General features: G+C 67.5%; 17 protein-coding genes and 1 pseudogene. 9 read left to right on the top strand and 9 right to left on the bottom strand.

The genetic code is table 11. The features are described from left to right. Positions 1-175 precede the first annotated feature (175 nt). On the bottom strand, positions 176-1,375 hold the full coding sequence (locus tag LPA44_RS08915) for a LeuA family protein (protein WP_230889233.1): 1,200 nt from the start codon (positions 1,373-1,375) through the stop codon (positions 176-178). A gap of 387 nt (positions 1,376-1,762) precedes the next feature. Here LPA44_RS08915 and LPA44_RS08910 point away from each other — a divergent pair, with 387 nt between their 5' ends. Next, positions 1,763-2,509 carry a hypothetical protein gene (locus tag LPA44_RS08910; protein WP_230889232.1) on the top strand — a complete coding sequence of 249 codons (747 nt, stop codon included), beginning with the start codon at positions 1,763-1,765 and terminating at the stop codon, positions 2,507-2,509. Positions 2,510-2,537: 28 nt separating this feature from the next. Here the strand turns inward: LPA44_RS08910 and LPA44_RS08905 are convergent, their stop codons facing one another. Then, positions 2,538-4,085, bottom strand: coding sequence for a TrkH family potassium uptake protein (locus LPA44_RS08905; RefSeq protein WP_230889231.1), 1,548 nt, complete (start codon positions 4,083-4,085; stop codon positions 2,538-2,540). 114 nt (positions 4,086-4,199) lie between these two features. Next, positions 4,200-5,108: a pyridoxal 5'-phosphate synthase lyase subunit PdxS gene (gene pdxS / locus LPA44_RS08900; RefSeq protein WP_230889230.1), complete on the bottom strand. Its 909-nt coding sequence runs from the start codon at positions 5,106-5,108 to the stop codon at positions 4,200-4,202. Between the two features lie 196 nt (positions 5,109-5,304). Between pdxS and LPA44_RS08895 the strand changes: the two genes are divergently transcribed. Genes LPA44_RS08895 through LPA44_RS08885 form a run of 3 tightly spaced genes read left to right on the top strand, consistent with a single transcriptional unit; the run spans position 5,305 to position 8,941 of the window. Beyond that, positions 5,305-7,119 (top strand): formate/nitrite transporter family protein, encoded by a 1,815-nt coding sequence (locus LPA44_RS08895; protein WP_230889341.1) that lies wholly within the window; start codon positions 5,305-5,307, stop codon positions 7,117-7,119. 52 nt (positions 7,120-7,171) lie between these two features. Continuing rightward, positions 7,172-7,843 carry a DUF1405 domain-containing protein gene (locus LPA44_RS08890; protein ID WP_230889229.1) on the top strand — a complete coding sequence of 224 codons (672 nt, stop codon included), beginning with the start codon at positions 7,172-7,174 and terminating at the stop codon, positions 7,841-7,843. 42 nt (positions 7,844-7,885) lie between these two features. Beyond that, positions 7,886-8,941 (top strand): hypothetical protein, encoded by a 1,056-nt coding sequence (locus tag LPA44_RS08885; RefSeq protein WP_230889228.1) that lies wholly within the window; start codon positions 7,886-7,888, stop codon positions 8,939-8,941. Positions 8,942-9,194: 253 nt separating this feature from the next. Here LPA44_RS08885 and LPA44_RS08880 read toward each other — a convergent pair whose 3' ends face one another. Beyond that, positions 9,195-10,091 (bottom strand): HFX_2341 family transcriptional regulator, encoded by an 897-nt coding sequence (locus tag LPA44_RS08880; RefSeq protein WP_230889227.1) that lies wholly within the window; start codon positions 10,089-10,091, stop codon positions 9,195-9,197. Positions 10,092-10,153: 62 nt separating this feature from the next. After that, positions 10,154-10,777: pseudogene (locus LPA44_RS08875) on the bottom strand (IS6 family transposase); the annotation flags it as partial. A 67-nt stretch (positions 10,778-10,844) separates the two neighbouring features. Here LPA44_RS08875 and LPA44_RS08870 point away from each other — a divergent pair. Continuing rightward, entirely contained in the window at positions 10,845-11,456 is a 612-nt protein-coding gene (locus tag LPA44_RS08870) for a DUF998 domain-containing protein (protein WP_230889226.1), read from the top strand. A 56-nt stretch (positions 11,457-11,512) separates the two neighbouring features. Then, on the top strand, positions 11,513-11,794 hold the full coding sequence (locus tag LPA44_RS08865) for a PadR family transcriptional regulator (protein ID WP_230889225.1): 282 nt from the start codon (positions 11,513-11,515) through the stop codon (positions 11,792-11,794). On the opposite strand, the gene LPA44_RS08860 is transcribed toward LPA44_RS08865, so the two are convergent. Beyond that, positions 11,795-13,276 carry a sodium:solute symporter family protein gene (locus LPA44_RS08860; RefSeq protein ID WP_230889224.1) on the bottom strand — a complete coding sequence of 494 codons (1,482 nt, stop codon included), beginning with the start codon at positions 13,274-13,276 and terminating at the stop codon, positions 11,795-11,797. Beyond that, the gene (locus LPA44_RS08855; protein ID WP_230889223.1) at positions 13,273-13,482 is read right to left on the bottom strand and encodes a DUF3311 domain-containing protein; all 210 of its coding nucleotides are present in this window, start codon (positions 13,480-13,482) and stop codon (positions 13,273-13,275) included. The genes LPA44_RS08860 and LPA44_RS08855 overlap by 4 nt, the downstream gene beginning before the upstream one ends. A 244-nt stretch (positions 13,483-13,726) precedes the next feature. On the opposite strand from LPA44_RS08855, the gene dnaG reads away from it, so the two are divergent. Beyond that, the gene (gene dnaG / locus LPA44_RS08850) at positions 13,727-15,061 is read left to right on the top strand and encodes a DNA primase DnaG (RefSeq protein WP_230889222.1); all 1,335 of its coding nucleotides are present in this window, start codon (positions 13,727-13,729) and stop codon (positions 15,059-15,061) included. 11 nt (positions 15,062-15,072) lie between these two features. On the opposite strand, the gene LPA44_RS08845 is transcribed toward dnaG, so the two are convergent. After that, a complete protein-coding gene (locus LPA44_RS08845; RefSeq protein WP_230889221.1) occupies positions 15,073-16,395 on the bottom strand; it encodes a DUF92 domain-containing protein in 1,323 nt (440 codons plus the stop codon). Between the two features lie 134 nt (positions 16,396-16,529). On the opposite strand from LPA44_RS08845, the gene LPA44_RS08840 reads away from it, so the two are divergent. Next, positions 16,530-17,138, top strand: coding sequence for an undecaprenyl diphosphate synthase family protein (locus tag LPA44_RS08840; protein WP_230889220.1), 609 nt, complete (start codon positions 16,530-16,532; stop codon positions 17,136-17,138). Between the two features lie 49 nt (positions 17,139-17,187). Here LPA44_RS08840 and uppS read toward each other — a convergent pair whose 3' ends face one another. Further along, complete coding sequence (gene uppS, locus LPA44_RS08835) at positions 17,188-18,096, bottom strand: polyprenyl diphosphate synthase (protein WP_230889219.1); 909 nt, start codon at positions 18,094-18,096, stop codon at positions 17,188-17,190. A 107-nt stretch (positions 18,097-18,203) separates the two neighbouring features. Between uppS and LPA44_RS08830 the strand changes: the two genes are divergently transcribed. After that, on the top strand, positions 18,204-18,620 hold the full coding sequence (locus LPA44_RS08830) for a DUF5778 family protein (protein ID WP_230889218.1): 417 nt from the start codon (positions 18,204-18,206) through the stop codon (positions 18,618-18,620). The last annotated feature ends 108 nt before the right edge of the window (positions 18,621-18,728 follow it).

Raw genomic sequence — 18,728 nt, 5'->3', positions numbered from 1 at the left:
ATCGGGTCGGTTCGTGGAGAAGTGGTGGTAGGGGAGCTTACGCCCCTACGATACCGACGAGAGCACCGCTGCCCGCGAGAAGACCCGCCTGTGTAGCGTCGGGCAGCATCGTAGCCCGACAGTCGGGCTCGACGAATAAAGCCGTTGCTGGGGGCGCAATACCTGCCGGACGGCATTACGCCGTCACCTCCTCCGTGGCGCGTTCGATACCGACCTCACCCGCGAACGCGCGGAGGACAGCGTCGGTGACGACTTCGTCATCGCCGGCGTGGGCTTTCACCTTCTTCGTGACCTCGCGTACCTCCTCGTCGGTCGGGTCGTACCCGGCGTCTTCGAGGTGATCGCGGACGGCGTGTGTGCCCGTGTGCTTCCCGAGCACGACTTCGCGCTCGGCCCCCACCATCTCGGGGGTCATCACACCCGGCTCGAACGTCTCGCTGTTCTCGATGACGCCAGCGGCGTGGATGCCCGACTCGTGGGCGAACGCGTGTGCGCCGACCACGGGCTTGTTCACCGGGACCGGGACCGACGACCGCTCGGAGACCAGCTTCGAGAGCTCCGTGATGGCGGTCGTGTCGATGCCGGTGTCCGCCCCGTAGAGGCTCTCGGCGGCCATCACGACCTCCTCGAAGGCGGCGTTGCCGGCGCGCTCCCCGATGCCGTTGACCGACACCTGCATCTGGTCGGCGCCGTACTCCACGCCGGTCAGGGCGTTCGCGGTGGCCAGTCCGAAGTCGTCGTGCGTGTGCACGTCGATGCGTGCGTCGGTGTGCTGGCCGACGTACTCGACGAGCTCGCCGAACCGCTTGGGCGTCCCGACGCCGCAGGTGTCCGGGATGTTGATCCAGTCGACGCCGACGTCGTCGACCGCTTCGACGATTTCGGCGAGGAACTGGGGGTCCGTGCGCGTGGCGTCCATCGGCGAGAACATCACTTCGACGTCGGCCGCGGCGGCCTGCTCGACGGCCGCGACCGAGCGTGCGACGACGTCCTCGCGTGTACTATGCATCGAGTCTTCGATTTGCACGTCGCTCGTGGACGCGAAGACGTGGATCATGTCCACGCCGGCATCCACGGCTGCTTCGACGTCGGACTCCACGACGCGGGCCAGCCCGCACGTGGTAGCCTCTGTCGAAGCCGCGATGTCGGCGACCGCCTCGGCCTCCTGCTCGCTGTTGGCCGGGAACCCGGCCTCGATGACGTCGACGTTCGCGTCGTCGAGCGCGGCCGCTATGGCGCGCTTGTCGTCGTAGCTGAATGAGGTCCGTGGCGTCTGCTCGCCGTCACGCAGCGTGGTGTCGAAGATTCGTACCGTCTCGAATTCGTTACGCTGGGCTAACGTGCCCTGGAAGAACTCGTTCCCCCGGACTTGCACCGGGCGCCTCGTTGTGAGACATCGTACCACTCTCGCGGAGCCCCGACTATTTACGTGTTTCCCCCTGACAGAAACTTGCCCGCGACGATTCTGCATCATCGTTCAGCCGGAACAGCGAGAATCGCAAGACGGCAGTACGTCAAATCGGATATAAGGAACCTATTTCACTACATACACCTGAATGTCCGAACGTCCGACTCGCTCCCCGATTCGGGGGTGAAAACCGGACATTCGTGGAGGGCGCGCGACGAGCGCGCGCTCGCCACACCCCGTCGCGGCCTGCGTAACGATTATGATACGCGATTGAAACGTGGTCGGTGTGCGACACCGACAGACTACACCCAGAACGCATCGACTCCAGACGCGGGACTCCCCCGCGGTGGTCGAATGAGCATCCGCGGCACCATCCGCGGGCTCGCCGAGCGCGCGAACCCGGCGTTCGCCGTCGCCGTCATCGGCATCCCCCTACTCGCGCTCGTCTACGCGACGACGTTCGCGGACGTCGTCCACCACACGTACGTCCACGTCATGGCCGGCGTCCTCTGGACCGGCATCGACGTCTTCATCGCGCTCGTGCTCGGCCCCGTCCTCGGCGGCCTCGACGTCGAACAGCGCGCGAACGTCTTCCAGCGACTCACCCCGAAGACGTCGTTCCTCCTGCCATCGCTGTCGGCCGTCACCATCGCCGGCGGCATCACGCTCGCGCTCCGCATTCCGGCCATCTTCTCGCACGCCTACGTCTGGCTCGCCATCTTCACGTTCGTCGCGCTCGTCCCGACGCTGCTGCTCGTCGGCTGGCAGTTCGACGCGTTCGGCGACTGGCGCTGGCAGGCGTGGTTCGGCGTCGTCCTCGTCGGCTCCCTCGCGTTCCTCGCTACTACCGTCCCGGACTTCGGGTGGACCGAACCCGTCTTCGTCGTCGCGCTCGCCATCGTCGCCGTCCTCAACGTGCTCGGGTTCGGCGTGCTGATGCCCGGCGAGGTCCGGATGTACCAGCAGATGACCTCCGAGAACCCCGACACCCAGGTCATCGCCGACATCGGCATGCGCAACGCCAAACTCGGCGGCATCCAGGGCGTCTTCCAGCTCGCCGTCGTCGCCACGATGGTGTACATCCGCTACGGCGGCTTCTGACTCGAAGCACCATCCACTGGCCCGCGCGTCAGCGCTGCCAGAACGACGGCGTGAACACGACCAGCACCGACAGCACTTCGAGGCGGCCAATCCACATCAGGAAGACCATGTAGAGCTTCCCCAGGTCCGAGAACAGCCGGAAGCTCTCCATCGGGCCGACAACACCGAAGCCCGGGCCGACGTTCCCCAGCGTGGCGATGGCGACGCTCATCGCGTCGAGGCCGGACAGCGTCACTTCCGGCGTGCGGAAGCTGTCGAGGTAGAGCAGCACCGTCGAAGCCGCGAACAGCCCGAAGAACAGCAGCACGAACGCGAAGACGTCCCGAATCGTCTCCTCGTCGACGACCTCCTGCTCCAGCCGTATCGCCCGCACCGCCTCGGGGTGGACGGCCGTGAACAGCGACCGGCCGATGGCGCGCTTGACGAGCACCCAGCGCACGATTTTGATGGAGCCGGCGGCCGAACCCGCCGAGCCGCCGAGGAAGTACGCGAACAGCAGAATCGTCTGCGCGGAGGCGTCCCAGTTGTTGACGTCCATGCTCGCGTACCCGGTCGTCGTCACGATGGCGACGACCTGGAACACGCCCTGTCGGAGCGCATTCTCCACGTTCCCCGCGATGGCGCTCACGTTCGTCGGCGTCTCCGCGATGCCGACGCCCGCGAAGAGGACGCCCGAGACGACCGCGCCGAAGCCGGCGACGGCGAGCAGGTACGACCGGAACTCCGTGTTGTCGACGAGCCGGCGGGGCTCGCCCTTGAGCACGTACCAGAACAGCGCGAAGTTCGTCCCGGCGACGAGCATGAACGGCACGAACGCCCACTGGACGACGGGTGCGAACGCCTCGACGCTCCGGCCCTCCGGCGAGAAGCCCCCGGTTGGGAGCGTCGTGAGCGCGTGCGCGACCGCGTTGTAGAGGTCCATATTCGGCGCGACGCCGACCACGTTGAGCGCGTAGTATACCACCGCCGCCAGCACCGTGAACCCGACGTAGACGGCCCACAGTGCGCGTGCCGTCTCCTGAATCCGGGGCGTCAGCTTCTCCAGCGCGAGCCCCGGCGCCTCCTGGTTGATGACCTGCGCGCCGCCGACGGACAGCTTCGGCAGGATAGCGACCATCAACACGAGGATGCCCATGCCGCCGAGCCACTGGGTGAGCTGGCGCCACATCAACATCGCGTGGCCGTGGCGCTCGACGGAAATCTCGCCGAGGACGGTCGCACCCGTCGTCGTGAACCCGCTCATGCTCTCGAAGAGGGCGTTGACGGGGCCCGCGATAGTGCCCGTCCCGGCGACGAGGTACGGGACCGTCCCGACCAGCGGGACGACCAGCCAGGAGAGGCTCACGAGGAGGAACGCCTCCCGGTTCCCGAGTTCCTCGTCGGTGCGTAGTCGTTCCAGCAGTGCGCCGACGCCGACCATGACGGCCGCCCCGACGGCGAACGGGACCGGGTCCTCCCCGTAGTAGAGCGCCAGAACGAGCGGGAACAGCGGCGTCACGCCGATGTACTTGAGGACAGTCCCGACGTAGGCGACGCTCACCCGGTAGTCGACGTACGTGCTCGGCATGCGGACCATCGAACGTCCACCACAACCGACTGGGGACAGATGGCCGTTTCGGCACGGCTCCGCGGCTCACTACAGTCAGTCGCCGAACGAAGAAACCGAACCGCGACCCTCAGCAGTGCGCCGTCAGTTCCCGCGGCCCTGCAGCTTCTCCTCTTCGGGGAGGTCGACGTTCGCCTCGCCCTTCATGCCGGAACCGATGTTCGCCGAAATCTCGGCGAGGCGCTGGGGGTCGTCCCAGTTGTTCACGGCGTCGACGATGGCGCGGCCCATCGATTCGGGGTCCTCTGCGCCGAAAATGCCCGAACCCACGAAGATGCCGTCGCACTCGTGGTGCATCATCAGTGCGGCGTCGGCGGGCGTCGCGATGCCGCCCGCCGCGAAATTCACGACCGGGAGCCGCCCCATCTCGGCGGTCTCATGGACGAGCTCCGCGGGCGCCTCGATGTCGCGGGCGTAGTGCTCGCGCTCCTCGTAGGTCATCCCTTCGAGCTCGCGGATGGCGCTCTTGATGGTGCGCTGGTGGTGGACGGCCTGGTTCACGTCGCCCGTGCCGGCCTCGCCCTTCGTGCGAATCATCGCCGCGCCCTCGTCGATGCGCCGGAGAGCCTCGCCGAGGTTGCGCGCGCCGCAGACGAACGGCGACGTGAATTCGCGCTTGTCGATGTGGTACTTGTCGTCGGCGGGCGTCAGCACTTCCGACTCGTCGATCATGTCCACGCCGACGGCCTCCAGAATCTCGGCCTCCTTCGTGTGGCCGATGCGGGACTTCCCCATCACCGGGATGGAGACCGCGTCGATGATCTCCTGGACGTCCGCGGGGTCGGCCATCCGCGCGACGCCGCCGCGCTTGCGGATGTCCGCCGGCACCGCTTCAAGGGACATCACGGCGACCGCGCCGGCTTCCTCGGCAATCTTCGCCTGCTCGGCGTTCACCACGTCCATGATGACGCCGCCCTTCTGCATCTTCGCGAACCCGCGTTTCACGAGGTCGCTGCCGCGCCGCAAGTCCTCTAGGTCGGTCTCGGTAGCCATACGAGGGTGTTGCGTGCGCCGCCGCTTAATTGGGTTGGTTGCGGAACGTCCGCTGTGGCGGCGACCACCGGGTACTGTGATGGCAAACGATTAGGGCGACCCCGCCGACGCACCGGTAATGGCTGACGGAGACGATTCGGACGCGCCACCCACGCCCGACTCCCAGCATCCGCCCGAGGGGGACACGGACGTGGACTTGGCGTCGCCGGACGCACCCGACCCCGAGGAGTCGGTCCGCGAGGCAATCGAGCGTTCGCGCAGCGGCGCGCCCGCAGTCGGCTCGGTCGTCCGCGACCGCTTCACGTCGAACGAAATTTTCCAGCGCATCATCGCGGCCGCCGACGAGGAGATTACCTCGGGCAGCCGTGAACTGTTCTTCAGCGCGCTCGCGGCCGGCTTCGCGATTACGATTACGTTCATGCTGTACGTCTCGCTGACCGCGACGACGGGCGGCGACCCCATCCTGAGCGCGCTGCTGTACCCGCTGGGCTTCATCTACATCATCATCGGCGGCTACCAGCTCTACACCGAGAACACGCTCCCGCCGGTCGCGCTGACCTTGGAGCGCCTCGCCAGCATCCCCGCGCTGTTGCGCAACTGGTCGGTCGTGCTCGCGGGGAACTTCCTCGGCGGCGCGCTCGGCGCGGCCGCGCTCGCGTTCGGCGGCGTCATCTCCCCGGAGGCCGCCGAAGTCGCGGTGTACCTCGGCGAGAAGGGCGTCTCGACGCCGTGGTGGAGCCTCTTCTCGAAGGCCGCGTTCGCTGGCCTCGTCGTCGCCGGCGTCGTCTGGGTGGAGTACGCCGCCCGCGACACCATCTCCCGGATGGTCGTCGTCTACATCGCGTTCCTCGCGATTCCGCTCGGCGGCCTTTACCACTCCGTCGTCTCGTTCACGGAGATGATGTACCTCGTCTTCCAGGGGTCGCTGTCGATGACGACCGGCCTCTGGGAATTCGTGCTCCCCGTGTTGCTCGGGAACACCATCGGCGGCGTCGTACTCGTCACCGTCGTCAACTACTTCCAGACGACCGAACACCGGCTCGCGTCCGCGCGCTTCGAGGGCTCCGACCGTCAGCTCTCCATCCGCGAGTGGGTGTTCGGTGGTCTCGTCGGCCGGTCGTACGTTCCCCTCATCGATCACACGAGCGAGGAGGCGCTCGCGGAAGCCGACGAGTACCGCATCGTCGTCCCGATATCGAACCCCCGCACGGAGACCAACCTCGTGGACCTCGCGTGCACGCTCGCTAGCCGGAAGCCCGGCGCAAGCGTCCACATCGTTCACATTGTCCAGATGCCCGACCGCACGCCGCGCGGCTACCGGGTCGACCAGCACGAGCGCATCGTCGAGGACTCCGACGAGCTGATGGCCGACCTCCGCGAGCGCGCGGCGGGATACGACGTCCCCTGCGAGACGTCGACGGTGGTCTCGCATCGCTCGTTCGAGGAGCTCTTCGACGTCGCGAAGCGCAAGCGCGCCGACCTCATGGTGATGGGGTGGGGCGACGACCGCCTCTGGTCGAACGGCCGCGCGGAGCGCCCGCTGGACGAACTCACGAACCGGCTGCCGTCGGACGTGCTCGTGTTCAGGGACCGCGGGCTCGACGCCTCCCGCATCCTGCTCCCGGTCGCGGACAACCCCCACGCCGACCTGAACGCGGAGGTCGCGCGCATCCTCCGGCAGACCGCCGGCTCGGAGGTCACGCTCCTCCGGGTCGTCGATAGCTCCGACGACCACGAGGCCGGCGAACAGTTCCTCGCCGACTGGGCGGCCGAACACGGCCTCGAAGACGCGACGTTCCGCGTCGACGACTCCGGCAACGTCGAGACCGCCATCGCCAACGAGTGCGGCGACCACACCCTCCTTCTGATTGGCGCGACCTCCCAGGGCTTGCTCGCGCGCCTCGCCCAGAACGCGCTCCACTACGACATCGTCCAGGACATCGACACGTCGATGATTCTCGCGGAGCGCGCGACCGACCGCAGCATCCTCGAGCGGCTGTTCGGTCGGTAGCCGGGCTCGGTTTCCGTCAAGTCTATGCGGCGGTCCCGCGACGCTCTCGGATATGTCGCTGCCGTCCCGGTCGGACCTCCCGTGGTATCTCGCGCCGCTGCCCGACTGGCTGGAGGGCCTCGCGCTCCGATTGGCGTGGGTCATCGTCGCCATCAACCTCGCGGGCACCGCGTTCGGGTTCTGGTACTACCGCGTGCAGTTCGAAGCCACGCCGATGCTGGCGTGGCCGGTCGTCCCGGACAGCCCCGTCGCGACGCTGTTCATCGGACTCTCGCTGGCCGCCTACAAGCTCGACGTCGACGCCGACTGGCTGCACGCGCTGGCCTTCTTCGGCTGCATCAAACTCGGGCTGTGGACGCCGTTCGTCCAGCTCGTCGTGAACGGCCAGGGCGACCTCTGGTGGGTCATGTACTGGTTCCTCGTCCTCAGCCACCTCGGGATGGCCGTCGAGGCGTTCGTGATTCACCGCTACGCCAAGTTCTCCGTGGGCGCGGTCGCCGTCGCCGCGGCGTGGTACGGCTTCAACGACCTCGTGGACTACTTCGTCAGCGTCGCGGGCGGCCCCCACCACACGCTCCTGCGCGCGGAAGTCGTCGCGGGCGTCGGCCACTCGATTCCCGCCCACGACCTCGCCGCGGCTGCCGCGGTCACGCTCACGCTCCTCGCGACGTTCCTCGCGCTCGCCACGCGCGTGAAGACGCTCGAATCCCGGCTCGCGGACTGAGTTCCTGCTGGCTTTTTCCCGCCTGCCGTCGTCCGTCCAGCCATGTACGACGCGATTACCGACCTCCCGGTGACAGTCGAGGCCGTCACCCTCGACCGCGTGGAACGCGAGACGCCCGCGTTCACGCGCGCCACCACGGTCGTCTCGCTCTCCGGAGCAGGCGAGACGGGCCGCGGCGAGGACGTCACCTACGAAGCCGTCCACCACGACGCACTCCAGGAACACGAGGAGAGAACACCCGAGGGCGAAGCGTTCGACCTCGCTGGCGAGTACACGCTCGCCGAGTTCTCCACAGTCCTCGACGAGACCGACCTCTGGCCCGTCGACGACCCGGCGCGCGAGGCCTTCGAGCACTACCGCCGCTGGGGGTTCGAGGCCGCCGCGCTCGACCTCGCGCTCCGGCAAGCGGGAGAGACGCTCGCCGACCGCCTCGACCAGACGCTCGACCCCGTGCGCTTCGTCGTCAGCAGCCGCCTCCCCGAGGGCGACACCTCGCGCGTGGAGACCTTACTGTCGCGCTACCCGGACGCCGAATTCAAACTCGACCCGACGACTGACTGGCCCGACGAGACGTTCGACTACCTCGCCGACTCCGCCGCCGTCCGCGTGCTCGACCTGAAGGGCCACTACGAGGGCACCGACGTCGACCAGGCCCCAGACCCCGACCTCTACGAGCGCGTCTTCGAGACGTTCCCCGTCGCCACCGTCGAGGACCCCGCGGTCACGGACGCCACGCGCGACGTCGTCGCCGACCACGCCGACCGCGTCGCGTGGGACGCTCCGATTCACGGCCTCGACAACGCGCTCGACGCGCCGTTCGACGTGCGCTGGCTGAACGTCAAACCCTCCCGTTTCGGCACGCTCGAATCCCTCTTCGAGACACTCGACTGGGCGTTCGAGCACGACGTCGCGCTCTACGGCGGCGGCCAGTTCGAACTCTCGGTCGGCCGCGGCCAGATTCAGGAACTCGCCGCCCTCTTCTACCCTGCCGGCCCGAACGACGTCGCACCCGGTTCCTACAACGACCCCGAACTCCCCGAAGAACCCCCGAAGAGTCCGATTTCGCCACCCGAGGACCACACTGGATTCGGACTGTAGCCAACTAAGCAGCCGGCATTCTGGCGGTCGCCGGGAGAGCACAGCTCTCCCGAGCCCTCGGAAATCTCCGATTTCCGGCGGATCGAAAGGGCGAGGCGCGCTCGCGTTCGCGTGGTCGTCTCGCGACGTAAGCACTGCAGTGAGCGCAGCGAACGAAGCGCGCAGCGAGCGAACGACCGCGAGCGGGCCGAGGGATTTCAATGAGTAGCGAAGAAGCAGTTAGTCGCGGGTCCGACCGGATTTCCAACTCTCCCTAGTCGTCGTTTTGGTGCGCGCGAACCCAGAGTTCGCCAATACGCGAGAGCCGCGTCCGATACGACTTCCCGTGCTCCTCGCGCTCGACGTAGCCCTTGCCGCCGGGGCCGAGTTTGTCGACAGTGTAGGTGACTTTCGACCGGAAACTGTCCGTGTACTCCTCGTTGAGTTCGGCGGCTAGGGTCTTCGCGAGGTCGCTGACGGAGTCGAACTCGCCGTGTTCGCCGAGCGTGAACAGGATGAGTTCCTCGAAGGGTTTGACGTTCGAGAAGGAGGCGACGGGGAGTTCGACGACGTGGCTGCCGTCGATTTCCTTCGCACCGATGGTGGTACCGCGCTCGTCGAACTCCGCGAGCAGGTCGCGGGCGTCGTCGAGTTGGTCGCGTACGTCGCTCTCGTCGACGTCGCCGTCCGCGACGGCTTCGAGGAGGTCGGCGCTCGCGCGCAGTTCCTCCGCGAGTTCGGTTTCGAGGTACTTCTCGGGGGCCGTGTAGTAGGTGTGGATGCGCTCGCGGTCCTCGGGGCGCTCGACCATGATGGAGTGGGCGGCGATGGCGAACGCGAACGAAACGGTGCGGGGCATCGACGCGATGTTCACCCAGACTTCGCCCTCGGGGTCGGCGTCGAGTTCGTCCTCGATGAGGTCGAACGCCTGCTCGAAGGCGGCGTCGTAGTCGTAGACGTCGACGACGGAGACGCGCTCGGTCTCGGCGCCGAGGAGGTTCCGGAAGTCGTCTTCGAGCTTCTGGGAGATACGCTGGCTGTACTCGACGTTCGCCTCGCTGCCGACCGCACCCTCCAGGAGAACGACGCGGTCGACGGAGAGCTGTTCGCGCACGAGCGGCGCGATGAGCCGGTCGTAGTCGAAGCCGACCGGGACGACGTGCGTCTGCATGCCCGAGTCTTGGGGAATCCCGCTGAAAAGGCTACCGTGGCGGTCGTGTTAACTTTGACATGATTCCACCAGACGGCGTGGGCTTGCAACCACGTTTCAGCAGTTGCTGGATCGACATGGCTGAAACAGTTTGAGAACGAAGAGGTTCGTCGTTCTACCTCTCTAAAGACACGTTCGATTGAATTTCTGAAGCCGTGTTGCTGGACGCGGTAGCTGTAGCCTTCTCGACGGAGTCCGCCGATTAAATCGTCCGCGTCATCGACGAGAAACACGGCGTCTTCGACGTCGTGTTTCTCGGATAACTCAGTGAGAAACTCTCGAGCAATCGGAATCGTATACGTCGGAAATAGCCGAGAGTGGAGGAATCTGTTCGTTTCTGGATCGACAGCAGCGTACAGCCAATACTGTTCGTTGTTGATTCGGATCGCTTTCTGATCGACCGCAATGCGATCCGGGCTTTCACCGTCAGCTGGCTGTAGATCGGCCTTCTGTATCCAGTTATGAACGGCGACACGACTCCGCTCGACACCCAAATCCTCAAGAAGCGTAACTGTATTCGAAAGTGATAGTCCTGCAAGGTGATAGCGAATACCCTTTTCAATAATCTCGCGGGGTGTCCGTTCTCGCTCCACAAAGTCCAAGTTAATACACTCGGTAGACTCGCTGAGGCGGTCTAATTCGGCCATAGGCATCCGAACTAATGACCGCCTCATCCTCTAACTTAACGCGACCACCGTGGCGGGGCGTACTTACTTGCCGGACGACGCCGATGCGACGAGCATGGACGCTGGTCGCGCTCGCACCCTCGCGGGCACGGCACTCGTCGTCGGCGGGGTGCTCACGGTGCTGGGTTTCGTCACCGCGGAAGTGCTCTATCCGGGGTACAGTGCGGCCGACCAGACGATTAGCGCGCTCGGCGCGGCGGGCGCACCGCCGGCCTCACAGGCGGTGTTCAACGCGACGATGGTCGTTGCTGGCCTGCTGGTGATGTTCGCCGCGTACGCGCTCCGGGTGGTGTACGACCGTCCGCTGTTTCCGGGCATCTTCGCGGTTGCTGGCGTCGGCGTCGTGGGGGTCGGTGTGTTTCCGTCCCAGACCGGCGTCCCGCACTTCGTCGCGGCGTTCGTCGCGTTCGGCGGCCTCGGCCTCAGCGCGCTTGCAGCCGCGGCGACCGTCCGTGGGCCGATGCGGTACGTCTCCATCGTGCTCGGCGTTGCGGAGTTGGTCGCGTTCGTCCTGTTCGTGTCGCTGGGCGATGGGACGCCGCTCGGTATCGGTGGATTAGAGCGCTGGGTCGCGTACCTCGGACTCGCGTGGGTTCTCGCGTTCGGTGGCTACCTCCTCGGCGGCGTGGACTCCCGGTAAGTCACTCGAACGCGGCGACCGTCAGCGGTTTCTTCGGCTCGCGCAAACACGCGGCTATGAGCAAGTGGTTGTCGTCGGGGCTGCGCCGCGACGTCTGCGTGGTCGTCGCCAGCGATGGCGACCCTACCCAGCAGTCGGTCAAGCGCGCCATCGAGCGGAAGAACGACGAGCGCATCCGACCGAAGCGGTTCAACGGCGCAGTGCGGAAACTCGAAGACGCGGGGTTCATCGAGCGCGAACCGGACGGCGTCCACGATCGCCTCCTGCTGACCGAAGCGGGCGAGCGACGCCTCCGTGAGCACCGCGAGTGGGTCGCCGAGCGCCTCGCCAACTGGTAGTCAGTCCGCCGCCTCGAAGTAGACGCTCGTGTCCTCGCTGGTGGCCTGCGCGGTCACCGCGGAGACGCCGACCGTGAGCACGAGCCCGATAGCCATGCCGACGACCGAGGGGAGCCAGCCCCAGTAGGCGTCCGCGAACACGGGGACGCCGCCGACGTACACGGTCGGGCCGAACACCGTCACGAGATAGAACAGTTGGCTGCCGCCGACGCCCGCGAGCATCCCCGAACGCGTGGTGTTTCGCCAGTAGAGCGCGACGCCGACCGGGAGCGCGAGCTGGGCGAACCCACCGAACGCGGTCTCCCCGATGGAGACGAGCGTGCCGGGCGTGAACAGGCTCGCGACGAACGTTGCGGAGGCGAACACCACGACGCCGATTCGCCCCAGTTTGTTCTCGTAGCCTTCGCTGGCGTCGGCGTTCACGAACGGCCGGTAGAGGTCCCGCGTGAAGTACGACGCACCCGAGAGCAGCATCGAGTCCGAGGAACTCATCATCGCGGCGAGCGCGCCCGCGACGACGAGCGCGGCGAACCAGCCGGGCGTGTACTCCGCGAGCAGCACGGGGAGGATGTTCCCGCCGTCTGGCATCGCGAGGCCGACGCCCTGCGCCCACGACCCGAGCAGGAACGCCGGGACGAACAGGAGCACGACGAGGACGGGCCACAGCGCGAACGTGCGCTTGAGCACTTTCTCGGACTTCCCGACGAAGAAGCGCTGGTTCACCTGTGGGAACATCGTGACGCCGAACGCGATGCCGATGGCTTGGGAGAGCATCCACTGTAGCGAGTAGACGCCGCCGCCGAGCGCGCGGAACTCCGTGGGCATCGCGGCGCCGATGCCGCCGGGTTCGGCGGCGAGCGCGCTCGCAATCCACGCGAACGCGAGCCACACCATCGACAGCATGAATACGCCCTGGAGGGTGTCCGTCCACGCGACGCCGCGCATCCCCGACAGCACGACGTACGCGATCATGAACAGCGTGATGAAGCCCGCGCCAGCCCAGTACGGGACCGTCCCGTTCGTAAGCGCTTCGAGCGCGGTGCCGGCACCGACCTGCTGGAGCATCACGTAGGGGAACAGCCAGAAGATGCTGACGCCCGCCACTAGCCCTCTGAGCGTCTTCGAGCCGAAGCGGTCGCCGAGCATCTCGCCGAGCGTGACGTAGCCGTGCGCGCGGCCGAGCAGCCACTGGCGGTAGCCGAGCAGGTACCACAGGAGGCCGAAGAGGACGCCGTCCATCAGTCCCATTACGAGAATCCACTCCGGTCCCGCGGAGAACGCGGTGTTCGGGCCGCCGAAGAACGTGAACGCCGAGAGGAGGGTGGCGAACGTCGTGAACAGCAACACCCCGGTGCCGAGGCCGCGGCCCGCGAGGTAGTAGTCCTCGGCGGTGCGGTCGGTGACGCGGTACGCGACCGCGCCGACGCCGAGCGCGACCAGCATGTACGCTGCGACGATACTGATTTCGAGTAGTGCGCTCATTTCGCCACCCCCGCGAACGTCCCCCAGTCGCGGCGCGCGAACGCGGCGAACGCCGCCGCGGTGACGACCATCCAGCCGACGTGCCACCACACCCAGACGGGCAGGCCGGCGACCATCGAGGCGTCGTTCCACAGGAACCACGGAATGGCGAGTGCGACGAGCACGACGAAGACGATTCCCCAACCGAGTGCCGAACGTGATGGCATGTTACTGCTAGGTGTCTACCTATCCGGGTTAAATGTTACTGAAAACCTCCGAAGAACACTTCGTAGAAAATTTTTCTCCTATCCGTGGACGTGTCGCGTCACACTCTCGACGAGGGCGATTCGCCCAGCCGAGCGTGTTCCCTCTGTTGCCGAAACCGTCGTTCGGCGGTAGACAGCGGCGCTGGTCGCCGTCGCGACAGCTATTTCCCGCACGCCTCCATACTTCTAGGAGAGCACAATACTGATGGAGGACACCGCGAAGTACCTCATCCACGCGGACTTCGTTGCCGACGGGGTCGTCGAGCGCACCGACGTCGTCGGTGCCGCCTTCGGGCAGACCGAGGGCCTGCTGGGCGACGACCTCGACATCCGTGACCTGCAGGACTCCGCGAAACTCGGCCGCATCGACGTCTCCGTCGACAGCGAGGGCGGCCAGTCCTTCGGCACCATCACCATCGCGTCGAGTCTCGACCGCGTCGAGACGGCGACGCTCGCGGCGGCCCTGGAGGCCGTCGAGCGCATCGGCCCGTGTCGCGCGCAGGTCGAAGTCGAGCGAATCGAGGACGTGCGCGCCGCCAAGCGCCGGGAAATCGTCGACCGCGCGAAGGAACTCCTCGCGTCGGCGTTCGACGAGGGCGCAATCGACTCCGAGGACATTCTCCGCGAGGTCCGCGAGAGCGTCCGCGTCGAGGACGTGACGGAGTACGAGGGCCTGCCAGCGGGCCCGCACGTCGCCACGAGCGACGCCGTCCTCGTCGTCGAGGGTCGCGCGGACGTCGTCAACCTCCTCCAGTACGGCATCAAGAACGCCATCGCTGTCGAGGGGACGAACGTCCCCGACGCCGTTGCGGACCTCACGCACGAGCGCACCGCGACCGCGTTCCTCGACGCGGACCGCGGCGGCGACCTCATCCTCCGGGAACTCCGGCAGGTCGGCGACCTCGACTACGTCGCGCGACCGCCCGACGGGGAGTCCGTTGAAGACCTCTCTCGGGGGGCCGTCGACGTCGCACTCCGCGAGAAGACGCCGGCGGACTCCGCGACGCTCGTGAGTGAACCCGACGACGTGGACGAGTCCGAGGAGACACAGCAGGACGAGCCCGCAGTCGCGGACGCGACATCCGTCGACGACGTGGTCGGCGGAACACCAGCGTCCGTTGTCGAATCCGTCACGGCCGACGAAGCGACCGCGGCGACCGACGGCAGCGCGACGCCCGCGCCTGCTTCGACCTCGTCAGCGACGAGCACGGTGCAGACCGAACCCGAGTCCCCCACGGAGCCACCCGAACCCGTCTCGAAGACCGTCGGCGACCACGTCGACGAGATCGTCGGCTCCGGGACCGTCCGGCTGCTCGGAGACGACCTCGACGTCCTCACGGAAGCCGACGCCGAGGAGGCGATGGAGACGCTCGACGCCGCGACGACGGTGCCGCGGGTCGTCGTCCTCGACGGCCCCATCACGCAGCGGCTACTCGACGTGGCCGCCCAGCGGGGCGTCGCGAAGCTCGTCGGCACCAGCGCTGGTGAGTTCGTCAAACAGCCCGCCGGCGTGCGCGTCCACACCGCCGACGACTACTGATTCTGGCGTAATTAGGCGAGACCGACCAGCAGCGCGAGCGCGCCGCCAGCGATGCCACCGGAGAGCGTCGCGAGGAAGTTCACGCCCTGGTTCCCCACGACGTCGCCCTCGATGACCGCGCCGGCGACGCTGTCCGCGGTCATCCCGACGAAGCCCGCAGCGACCACGACGCCGGCGCCCGCGAGTCCGAACCCGAAGACGGCGACACAGATGGCGGCGATGAGGCCCGCGCCCGCGAGCCCCGCGACTTCGCCCTGCCACGTCACCGCGCCGTCGGTCCCGGGTTCGACGCGCTCGAACGTCGTCACGAGCCGCGGCGTGTCGAAGAGCCCGCCGACCTCGCTGGAGAGCGTGTCCGCCAGCGCAGTAGCGACGGCGCCAGCGTAGGCGAACTGGTACGCGAGGTCCGAGAGCGGCACGTGTGCGTGCGCGGCGTACAACAGCAGCGCGACGAGGGCGGCCGCGGAGTTCCCGAGCACGTTCCCGGTGCCGCGGGCGCCCTCGTTGTCCTCGGCGACGCCGCGTTCGAGTTTCTGGTCGTAGCGGAACTTCGTCGTGAGGCTGCCGATGGCGAAGAACGCGATGAGTACCACGAACCAGCCGTAGTCGCCGAGCACGACCGCGAGCAGCCCGAGGAGCACGCCCGTCAGCATCCCGGCGACCGAGGTCGCGTCCAGCGCGTAGGAGACGTAGCCGAACCCGGAAGTGACGACGAGCGCGACGACGACGCGCTCCCACGCGGTCGTCGCCGAGACGTCGGCGAACGGTGCGAGCACGGCGAACAGCCACAGGAGGAGCGCGACCGTCACGAGCACGACCGGGTCGTCACGGCCGATAAACACCGACCGCAGAATCCCGGCGGCGAGCGCGCCGCTCGACGCGAGGAACACGTGCGTCGGGGTGACGACCGGCTGGCCGGCGAGTGCCGCGGCGACGCTCTGCCCGGCCAGCGCCGCGAGCGCGCCCAGCACGACGAAGCCGACCATCGAGAGCGCGCGGCTCTCCCGAGCAGCGAGTACGAGCCGCCGGCCGAGGTCGCCGTAGCCGACGACGAGCACGCTCGCGACGAACACGCCCACCGGCACCTCGAACAGCGGCACGAGCAGACCGAGGCCGGCGGCTGCAAGCGAGAAGCCGACGAGGGTCCACAGCCGTCCCTCGCGGCGGTCGCGCGGCGTCGAGAACACCTCGAACAGCCAGCCCTCGGGGACGACGGCGGCTGCCGCGGCGACGAGCACGAACGGGGCGGCCGCTGCCCGGCCGAGCAACGGCGCGAGCAGCGAGAGCGACGCCACGAGCGCGAACGCCGCGGCGCGCCGGAGACTCCAGTTCACGTCCGTCGTGGGTTACCCGGGACCCTACTTAACTTCCCCGAACCGGGAACCGCGACGCCCGCTACCCGCCGGGAAAAGGGTCGCCACGCCCGCAGACCCGCAAGGTTTTGCGTCGCGACGGCGGATGCGACGGTGTGGGCCTCTACGACCGCTACCTCGCGCTCCGCGTGCGCCGCCACGACGCCGACGCGCCCGACCACGTCGCGCTCGTCATCACGGAGCGCGACCTCCTCGAAGCCGGCGCGTACGACACGCTCGCGGACTTCTTCGGGTGGGCGTTCAACTACGGCGCCGACCGCGTCACTGTCTACGTGAGCGTCCTCGACGAGGCCGCCGTCCCGACGCTCGAACGCGAACTCGCGCGCGTCTCCGCACCCCGCGAGGTTGCCGTCCGCGGGCCGGACGACGACCAGCGCGCGGACGCCCCGATTCAAGTGAGCGTCGGCCACGGCGGCAAACAGGAGTTCGCGACCGCCGTCCGGAACGTCGCGGAAGCCGTCGACGCTGGCGAGATGAACCCCGAGGACGTCGACGAGGACGTCGTCGAGTCAGAACTCGTCTTCCCCGAGGAGCCCGACCTCGTCATCAAGATCGGCGCCGAGCGCCTCTCGGACTTCATGATTTGGCAGTCCGTCTACTCGGAACTATACTTCACGGACGTCAACTGGCGGGACTTCCGCAAGCGCGACTACCTGCGCGCGGTGCTGGACTACGAGAACCGGCAGCGGCGGTTCGGCCGCTAGGCCGAACGTCGACAGACCCGTCTGTCGGGAATTCGGCCGCTGAACCGAATCAGTCCGCTGACTGCCCCTCCGCCTCGACGTCTTCGGGCGGGTTCGGGAGGTGGTCCCGAAGGCGGTCGAGGATGCGCCGCGCCTCCCCGACTTCGCTGCCGAGCGCGCGAACGAGCGCGAGGGCGCGCTCCGCTCGTGTCCGCCGCCACGACGCTTCTCGGGACTCGTACGTACGGACGGCACGCAGGAAGTCGGTCTTCGAGAACTCCGGCCAGTACGGCGTGCAGAAGAACGCGGCAGCCTCGCTACCGTTGGCGTGCCACGGCAGGAAGTTCGACGTGCGCTCGTCGCCACCCGTGCGCACGATGAGGTCGACGTCGCGGACCGGACTCGTCTCCAGACGGTCCTCGATTTCCGCGACGTCCACGTCCTCGGGGTCGAGGTCGCCGTCCGCGACCGCCTCAGCGACGCCGCGCGCAGCGCCTAGCAGTTCCGCGCGGCCGCCGTACGCGACCGCGATGTTCAGCGTGAAGTCGTCGTAGCCGACGGTGCGGCGGTCGGCGTACTCGATGGCGTCCCGCACGCGCTCGGGGAGCATGTCGGTCTCGCCGATGGTACGAATCCGGACGCCCTGGTCGTGGACGCGGTCGGCGTCCGCGAACTCCCGGAACTTCTCCGTGAGGAGGTCGAAGAGATGTTGGCGTTCCGCCTCGGGGCGGTCGAAGTTCTCCGTAGAGAACGCGTACAGCGTGAGTTCCTCGACGCCGATTTCGGCACACCAGTCGAGGACGTTCTCGGTGGTCTCGGCGCCCTCGCTGTGGCCCTCGGTCGCGTCCTTGCCCCGTTCGCGGGCGTACCGGCGGTTGCCGTCCTGGATGACGGCGACGTGTGCGGGCGCGCCGTCGACCTCGTGGCGAAGGACGCGCTCGTAGCCGGCGTTCAGGACCGAACGGAGCCAGTCTCGCATCAGGCGAGTTGACGACGGTCGTACGTATCAGCCTTCTGCTCGCGCGCGACCGGGTGCTGCGGCGGCGAACCGCCACACGTATGGCTCGTAGGTGTGTCGTCTCGGCCATGAGCGAGACGGTCAACGAGGACCTCTACCGGGAGACGGTCGAACTCCTGCAGCCCGGCGACATCGAGCTCGCGGGCGCGGTCGTCCACACCACCTACGACTCCAGCGCGGAGAGCCTGCTCCACCAGCTCACCCTCGACGCCGGCAGCGCGGTCGCCGAGCACGCCGCCGTCGGCGACACGTACGTCTACTCGGGCAACGACAGCGACGAGTTCGGCGTGAACCAGCACCAGGGACTCACCCTTGACGGCGACGACTTCGTCTGGGAGTGCCAGCAGCTGCTCCGCGAGGGCACGTTCGACCTCGTGCTGTACTGGAAAGCGACCGGCGAGCACGACGCCGTCATCGACGACATTCGCGCCCTCGACGGCGTCGAGCGCGTGGTCGGCATCACCGAGGACGGCTTCGAGGGGTAACTCCGGGACAGCTGCGAGCCGCACGCGCTAATTCTCTTCGTTGCCGACTCACGGGCTGTATCTGTAATTCACGGTTCCCAGTCCGCGGTGTGAGTCGGGTCGTTTATG

This window comes from Halobacterium sp. KA-4 (assembly GCF_021028995.1).
In the GTDB taxonomy this organism is placed as follows: Archaea; Halobacteriota; Halobacteria; order Halobacteriales; family Halobacteriaceae; genus Halobacterium.
Note: the sequence above shows the minus strand (reverse complement) of the source record. Positions and strands in the feature narration are given on the sequence as shown.